The 2,459-nt window shown below is 63.0% G+C and carries 3 protein-coding genes; 2 read left to right on the forward strand and 1 reads right to left on the reverse strand.

The features are described from left to right. Together ABI213_RS21150 and ABI213_RS21155 are read left to right on the forward strand one after the other, a co-directional pair. Positions 1 to 520 (forward strand): ATP-binding protein (locus ABI213_RS21150; RefSeq protein ID WP_348028543.1); only part of this gene is annotated, 520 nt, incomplete at its 5' end. Further along, on the forward strand, positions 521 to 1,882 hold the full coding sequence (locus tag ABI213_RS21155) for an EAL domain-containing protein (RefSeq protein ID WP_348028545.1): 1,362 nt from the start codon (positions 521 to 523) through the stop codon (positions 1,880 to 1,882). A 28-nt stretch (positions 1,883 to 1,910) separates the two neighbouring features. On the opposite strand, the gene ABI213_RS21160 is transcribed toward ABI213_RS21155, so the two are convergent. Continuing rightward, a partial coding sequence (locus ABI213_RS21160) for an HRDC domain-containing protein (RefSeq protein ID WP_348028547.1) occupies positions 1,911 to 2,459 on the reverse strand: 549 nt, incomplete at its 5' end.

Raw genomic sequence — 2,459 nt, forward strand, 5'->3', positions numbered from 1 at the left:
CAAATATGTGGGCGAAACCGAGCAAAAAATGGCCGCCATGTTCAAAGAGGCCGAGGCCGAAAAAGCCGTGCTGCTGCTGGACGAGGCCGACAGCTTTTTGCAAGACCGGCGTGGCGCCCAGCGCACCTACGATGTCACCGAGGTGAATGAGATGCTGCAGGGCATGGAGCGCTACCGCGGCATTTTTGTCTGCACCACCAACCTGCTGGACCGCATCGACCAAGCGGCGCTGCGCCGCTTCACCTTCAAGATCCAGTTCAAGCCCTTGCTGCGCAGCCAGCGCGAAACCATGTTTCTGGTTGAAGCCCTGGGCGGCGATGCCGCGCGGTGGAGCGAGACGCTGCACAGCCGCCTGGCCAAGCTCGACCAGCTCTGCCCTGGCGACTTTGCGGCAGTGAAGCGCCAGGTGGAAATACTGGACACCGCCCTCAGCCCTGACGAGTTCATGGACCAGCTGGAGGCCGAGCACCGCATCAAGCCCGAGGTGCGCGAAGCCCGGGGCATGGGGTTTATGGTCTAGGTGGTCAGCCTGCCCACGTTCGACTACAAGGTATGGGTCCATCCGCCCAACCAAGAAAGCAAGCACAGTCTGCGCATGCGGCGTGCCTTGCTGGTCTGGAGCGCGGTCATGGCGCTGGGCATGCTGTGTTGGGCCGTGTATTTCGGCTGGCACGGGACCTGGTCCATCGCGGTCTGCAACATCTTGCTGGCCGCCATCGCGGCCATGAGTGCCGTGCTCACGCGGCGGGGCCGCACCCGGAGCGCAACCTTGCTGATGGCGGGCAGCCTGTACGTCGGGCTGTGCCTGCTGTGCCTGGTGCAAGATATCCCGAACGCCCAGGCACCCCGTTCTGCGCACCACTTCTTTTTGGTCATGGGCATGGGCACCTTTTTGATCTTCAAAGGAGAGCGTGCTTGGCTGCGGCATGGAATTTCAGTGCTGTGTTTCGCCACATTTTTTGTGTTTGCCAGTACCCAATGGGGCTTTGACACGCCCTATGTTTTGCCCGATGCGGTGCGCATCCCCGGCACCTGGTTCAACAACACTCTCGCTTTGCTGGTGCTCTACGCCCTGCTGCACGTGATGCAGTCGGAAATGACCGCCTACAAAGCCATGGCTGCCGAGCTGCGTAAAGGCCTGTCAGGCAACCAGTTTGCGCTGTACTACCAGCCCCAGACGGACGAGTTGGGCCGGATTGCGGGCGCAGAAGCGCTGGTGCGCTGGATGCATCCGGTCAACGGCATGGTGTCCCCGGCGGAATTCATTCCCGTGGCCGAGCAAACCGGTTTTATCTTGCCCCTGGGCCACTGGGTACTAGGCACGGCCTGTGCCCAATTGGTGCGCTGGTCGCAGGACCCGGCCACCGCGGCGCTGACGATTGCCGTGAATGTCAGCGCCCAGCAGTTCAAGCAGCCCGACTATGTGAAGCAGGTGCTGTCGGTGCTGGCGCGCTCGGGGGCGGTCGCGTCGCGGCTCAAGCTAGAGCTGACCGAGGGCATGCTGGTCAACGATGTGGACGACATCATTGCCAAAATGACGGCCCTGCGGGCGCATGGCGTGCGCCTGTCGCTGGACGACTTTGGCACCGGTTATTCGTCGCTCAGCTACCTGAAAAAGCTGCCGCTGGACCAGCTCAAGATCGACAAATCGTTTGTGCGCGATGTCCTCACCGACCCCAACGATGCCGCTATTGCCCGCACGGTCGTCACCCTGGCGCACAGCATGGGCTTGCAGATCATTGCCGAGGGCGTGGAAACCGAGGGCCAACGCGCTTTCCTGGCCGAGATTGGCTGCTCGGCGATCCAGGGCTACCTGCTCAGTCGGCCGGTGCCGATTGCCGAGTTTGGGGCATTTTTAGAGGCGTATAACGCCAGAACCTGAGTCCTCTGCACCGTGCTGTCACCTGCCTCTAGGCTCCCAAACTGACCCCCAGCACCGCCTCTCCATAGGCCTCCAGCTTTTTCGCGCCAATGCCGCTCACGCCCTCCAAATCCCCAAGGCTGCGCGGGTCGATGGCGGCAATCGCGGCCAGGGTGGCGTCGTGGAAGATCACGTAGGCGGGCAGGTTGTGCTCGCGGGCGACTTCGGCGCGCCAGGCTTTCAGGGCAGTGAAGCGGGCTTGGGCGTTGTCGTCCAGGGCGGCCACCACGGCCGATTTGGCAGCGGATTTGGCGCTGGATTTCTCCCGCTTGGACTTGCCCAGCGCCGGGCCAGATACCGAGGCGCGCAGCTGCAGCGGCACCTCGCCCTTGAGCACGGCGCGCGAGCCTTCGGTCAGGCACAGGGTGCTGTATTCGCCTTGCACCGCCACCGCGCCAATGGCGATCAGCTGGCGCAGCACGCCGCGCAGTTGCTGTTCGCTGTAGTCCGCGCCCAGGCCGAAGGTGCTGAGCGTGCTGTGGTTGAACTGGTTCACTTTGTCGGTGGTTTTGCCGCGCAAAATGTCCATGATGTGGCC

It is taken from the genome of Rhodoferax sp. (assembly GCF_039922535.1).
In the GTDB taxonomy this organism is placed as follows: Bacteria; Pseudomonadota; Gammaproteobacteria; order Burkholderiales; family Burkholderiaceae_C; genus Rhodoferax_B.